Raw genomic sequence first — 4,345 nt, forward strand, 5'->3', positions numbered from 1 at the left:
AGTACGTCCAGTACGAGGGAGATCCGGGCGCACGCCGAGAGCACGCACCAGACGCCGCAGGCTCTTCCACGAAGATCCGCCGGACAGGGCCTAGTGGCCCGGTTCGGCGAGGCGTACGCCTTCCTGCCCAGCGCCCCCGGCGCCCTCCGCCACCAGGGAGCCGGCACCCCGCCCCCGGACACCCTCGAAGGGCGGCTGTACGCGGCCCTCCCCGAGGACCGCCACCTCCTCGACGCTCCCCGGCTGGCCGCCGCCCTCGGCGACCCGCCGCCCGCGCCCCGGGAGCCCCCTGGTTCGGCTACGCCCCGCTCGACCCGGCCCACCTGGTACGGAGCGACGGCCTCGTCTTCGTCAAGGACGTCCCGCGGAGCTGAGCGCGCGGCCCGCCCGTAGGGCCTCGCTTCGGCCCCCGCCGAATCCTCCCGGCGCTACCGTCGTCGCCATGCACACCTCACTCGGCGCACCCGGGCTCCGGGCCGCCCGCTGGGCCGCGCCCGCCGCCGCCTCGGTCACCGTCGTCCTGTGGGCCTCGGCCTTCGTCTCCATCCGCAGCGCCGGGGAGGCGTACTCCCCAGGCGCCCTCGCGCTCGGGCGGCTGCTCGCCGGTTCCCTGGTGCTGGGCGCGGTCGCCGCCGTCCGCCGGATCGGGCTGCCGGCGCGCGGCGCCTGGCCGGGCATCCTGCTCTCCGGCGTCCTCTGGTTCGGCGTCTACATGGTGGTCCTCAACTGGGGGGAGCGGGAGGTCGACGCGGGCACCGCCGCCCTGCTGGTCAACATCGGCCCGCTGCTCATCGCCCTGCTCGGCGGCGCCCTCCTCGGCGAGGGCCTGCCGAGGCCGCTGCTGGCCGGGGTGGCGGTCTCCTTCGCCGGCGCCGTCGTCGTCGGCCTCTCCACCTCGGGCGAGGGCGGCGCCTCCCCGCTCGGCGTCGTCCTGTGCCTGCTCGCCGCCGCCTCCTACGCGGCCGGGGTCGTGGCGCAGAAGCCCGCCCTGCGCCACGCCGGGGCGCTCCAGGTCACCACGTACGGCTGCCTGGTCGGGGCGGTGGCCTGCCTGCCCTTCCTGGGGACGCTCCTGTCCGAGCTGCGTACCGCCCCGGCCGGCGCCACCCTCAACATGGTCTACCTCGGCGTCTTCCCGACCGCCCTCGCCTTCACCACCTGGGCCTTCGCCCTCTCCCGCACCACCGCAGGGCGGATGGGCGCCACCACCTACGCGGTCCCCGCCCTGGTCGTCCTGATGTCCTGGGCCCTGCTCGGCGAGGTCCCGGCCGCCCTCGCCCTGGCCGGCGGCGCCCTCTGCCTCGCCGGGGTCGCGGTGGCCCGGCGGCGCGGACCGGCGCCGGCGGCCCCGGCCGACGGCGAGCCGCGTACCCCGGCGGCGGACGCGGCGGAGTGACCGCGGTCACCCGGTGCGGAGCCTGCCCGGGCCGTGGGCGGCACTTGTGTGCGGTCGAGGGTGCCGGACCGGGCGCCCAACTTCTTCCGCGCCCTGCGCTCCGGCACGGCCCGCGCGGTGGCCCGGCCGCTGCACGCCGGCCGCTCCTTCCTAACCGTCCAGACCGACCTGTACGACGACGAGGGGCGGCTGCTCGGCCAGACCACCCAGACGCAGGCGGTGCTGATGCCGCGCGTCTGACGTGTGCGACCCGTTTGCGCCCCTGATAGCCCAAACGCGCTGTTGACGGTCGTTGCGTACCAATTCACCCTTAAGTCCTCGGGGAGTCCCGAGTGGTACGACCATGCGCAAATGGGGGGGAATTTTGGCTTCCGTGAGACGAGCGCACGCGAGGGCCGGACTCGTCGGTCTGCTGGCGGTGGGACTGCTGGGCGCCTTCACGCCGCAGGCGGCCGCCGCCGCGTACAGCCCCTGGGGCTACTACGGGCCGATCAAGGGCTACAAGTACAAGAACCGCGCGTACATCACCGACAGTTCACGCCTCTACGCGTCGACGACCGCCGCCAAGGACGGCGGCGGCAACGTCCCCGCCGGGTACCTCGGTGCCCTCGCCCGCCTCTACAAGGGCAACACGCTGTGCGCCTCGAACGGGTACTCCTACACCACCGGGCCCGCGAACAGCCTGAGCGTCCCGACGCTGGGGAACGGCTGCGGGGCCGGCACGTACCACAGTTACGGGGTGACGAAGGCGTACAACGGGAACGGCTACAACGCCGTCTACACGCTGAAGTCGCCCAGCCTCGGCCACCGGTCGCCGACGGCTGGGGCGGCCACGGCAACATCCGGTCAGAGCGCGGCGAAGCCCGCCTGGCCGAAGAACGCGAAGGGGGAGACGTACGGGTCCGGCCTGGACGCGACGACGCCGCAGAGCGGGCCCGATCTGATCCGGGCGTACACGACCGACGGGAAACTCGGGTACGTGAAGCGGGCGGAGCTGGAGGACGAGCCGAACCCGGCGTCGCCGCGCGAGGCGATCGCCCTCCAGTCGCAGCGGGCCGGTGAGGACCGCCGCATCGCGGTGTACGACCTCGACGGGACCACGGTGATCGGCAGCTTCGTGATCAGCCACGCCCCGGCCCGCGCGCTGGTGCAGGAGCGCTGACCGGCCGGACGCCGGTCCGGGGAGGGGAGCCGCGCCGGACCGGCGGTGCGACTCCCCTCCACGCTTCCGGCCCGGTCAGGCGGGTTTCAGGCCGGGCGAGCGGCGCTCGGTGACGAAGGAGGCGGCGGTGGCGATCGGCGCGTCGGGCACGGTCACGGCGGAGACGGTGCGGAAGTCGGCGCGCGCCTCCTCCTCGCCGAGCCGGACCGTCAGGTAGCCGCGGCGGCCGTTGTAGAACTTCAGGTGCGGATTGGCCGCGTGGTACGCCTCCCAGTTGGCGGGCCGGTCGGCGCCGTCCTTGCCGCTGGCGATCGAGGTGGCGACCAGTTCGGTGCCGACGGTGCGCGAGCCCTGGTCGGCGAAGTCCCGCTTGATGTCGAAGCCGTACCCGACGTGCACGTCCCCGGTGAGGACCATCAGGTGGTCGACGCCCGCCTGCTCGGCCCCGGCGAGCAGCCGCTCGCGGGAGGCCGGGTAGCCGTCCCAGGAGTCCATGGAGAGCTTGTAGGCGGAGCTGGTCGAGTTGCGCCGCTGGGAGAAGGTCACCTGCTGCGGGACGACGTTCCAGCGGGCCCGCGAGGTGCGCCAGCCGTCGAGCAGCCACCGCTCCTGGGTGGCCCCGGTCATGGTGCGCGCCGGGTCCTCGGACTCGGGCCCCGGCGTCTGCCAGCCGTCGCCGTACGCCTGGTCGGAGCGGTACTGGCGGGTGTCGAGGATGTCGAACTGGGCCAGGTCGCCCCAGTGCAGCCGCCGGTAGAGCCGCATGTCGGGGCCTTCGGGCCGCTGCGGCAGCCGCAGCGGCTGGTTCTCCCAGTAGGCACGGTAGGCGGCGGCCCGGCGGAGCAGGAACTCGTCGGGGTCCACGTCGTTCTCCGGCTGGTCGCCCGCGTAGTTGTTCTCCGTCTCGTGGTCGTCCCAGGTGACCACGAAGGGGTGGGCGGCGTGGGCGGCGATCAGGTCCGGGTCGGACTTGTAGAGGCCGTACCGCAGCCGGTAGTCCTCCAGGGTGGTGGTCTCCCGGTTGAAGACGGCGGGCAGCACCCGGTCGGTGTAGCCGCGGGCGCCTCCGGCGCCGCTCACCGCGTACTCGTAGAGGTAGTCGCCGAGGTGCAGGACGACGTCGACGTCCTCGGCCGCGAGGTGGCGGTAGGCGGTGAAGTAGCCGTCGTGGTACGCCTGGCAGGAGACGGCGGCGAGGGTCAGTTCGCGGGCCCGGGTGCCGGGACGGGGTGCCGTGCGGGTGCGGCCGACCGGGCTGGTGAAGTTTCCGGCGCGGAAGCGGTAGTAGTACTCCCGGTCGGGGTCGAGGCCGTCCACCTCCACATGGATGCTGTGGTGGAACTCCGGGTGCGCGGTGTCCTGGCCGCGTCTGACGGTACGGCGGAAGCGGTCGTCGTGGGCCAGTTCCCACTCGACGGTGATCCGGGAGGCGGGCAGGCCGCTGTCCGGCTCGAAGGGGCGCGGCGCGAGCCGGGTCCACAGCAGCACGGACGAGGGGTGCGGGTCGCCGGAGGCCACGCCGAGCGTGAACGGGTCCTCGCTCAGCCGCCGCGCGTCGAATCCGTCGGCCGCCGCGGCGCCCGCCAGCGGGAGGTTGGTGGCGAAGGCGAGGGCGGCGGCGGTGCCGCCCAGCGTCAGCAGCCGCCGCCGGTCCAGCCCCCGGGCGGCGGCGCGCAGCGCGGCGCCGTGCCGCTCGGAACGGGACGCGGCGGTGGACGGGGCGGGGATGGTGGATGTGGTGGTGGGGGAGTCCGGCAGGGAAGCGGTGGGCATGGGGCACTCCTCAG

4 protein-coding genes and 1 pseudogene are annotated in these 4,345 nt (G+C 74.3%); 4 read left to right on the forward strand and 1 reads right to left on the reverse strand.

Going from position 1 to position 4,345, the window contains the following annotated elements:
* The 4 genes and pseudogenes from ACFWMZ_RS28100 to ACFWMZ_RS28115 form a co-directional block, all read left to right on the forward strand.
* Positions 1–374, forward strand: a pseudogene (locus tag ACFWMZ_RS28100) (erythromycin esterase); the annotation flags it as partial.
* 68 nt (positions 375–442) lie between these two features.
* Positions 443–1,396: a DMT family transporter gene (locus tag ACFWMZ_RS28105; RefSeq protein WP_383184067.1), complete on the forward strand. Its 954-nt coding sequence runs from the start codon at positions 443–445 to the stop codon at positions 1,394–1,396.
* A 48-nt stretch (positions 1,397–1,444) separates the two neighbouring features.
* Positions 1,445–1,636: a hotdog domain-containing protein gene (locus ACFWMZ_RS28110; RefSeq protein ID WP_383204985.1), complete on the forward strand. Its 192-nt coding sequence runs from the start codon at positions 1,445–1,447 to the stop codon at positions 1,634–1,636.
* A 133-nt stretch (positions 1,637–1,769) separates the two neighbouring features.
* Positions 1,770–2,558 carry an ATP-dependent Lon protease gene (locus tag ACFWMZ_RS28115; RefSeq protein WP_383184071.1) on the forward strand — a complete coding sequence of 263 codons (789 nt, stop codon included), beginning with the start codon at positions 1,770–1,772 and terminating at the stop codon, positions 2,556–2,558.
* A gap of 75 nt (positions 2,559–2,633) precedes the next feature.
* On the opposite strand, the gene ACFWMZ_RS28120 is transcribed toward ACFWMZ_RS28115, so the two are convergent.
* Positions 2,634–4,331, reverse strand: coding sequence for an alkaline phosphatase D family protein (locus ACFWMZ_RS28120; protein WP_383184073.1), 1,698 nt, complete (start codon positions 4,329–4,331; stop codon positions 2,634–2,636).
* Between the last annotated feature and the right edge of the window lie 14 nt (positions 4,332–4,345).

The sequence above is a fragment of the Streptomyces sp. NPDC058373 genome, assembly GCF_042723275.1.
Classification (GTDB): Bacteria; Actinomycetota; Actinomycetes; order Streptomycetales; family Streptomycetaceae; genus Streptomyces.

What these genes read in the sequence shown, in the direction of transcription:
- ACFWMZ_RS28105 (WP_383184067.1), top strand. Translation starts at nt 443, where the DNA reads ATGCACACCTCACTCGGCGCACCCGGGCTCCGGGCCGCCCGCTGGGCC.
- ACFWMZ_RS28120 (WP_383184073.1), bottom strand. Translation starts at nt 4,331, where the DNA reads ATGCCCACCGCTTCCCTGCCGGACTCCCCCACCACCACATCCACCATC.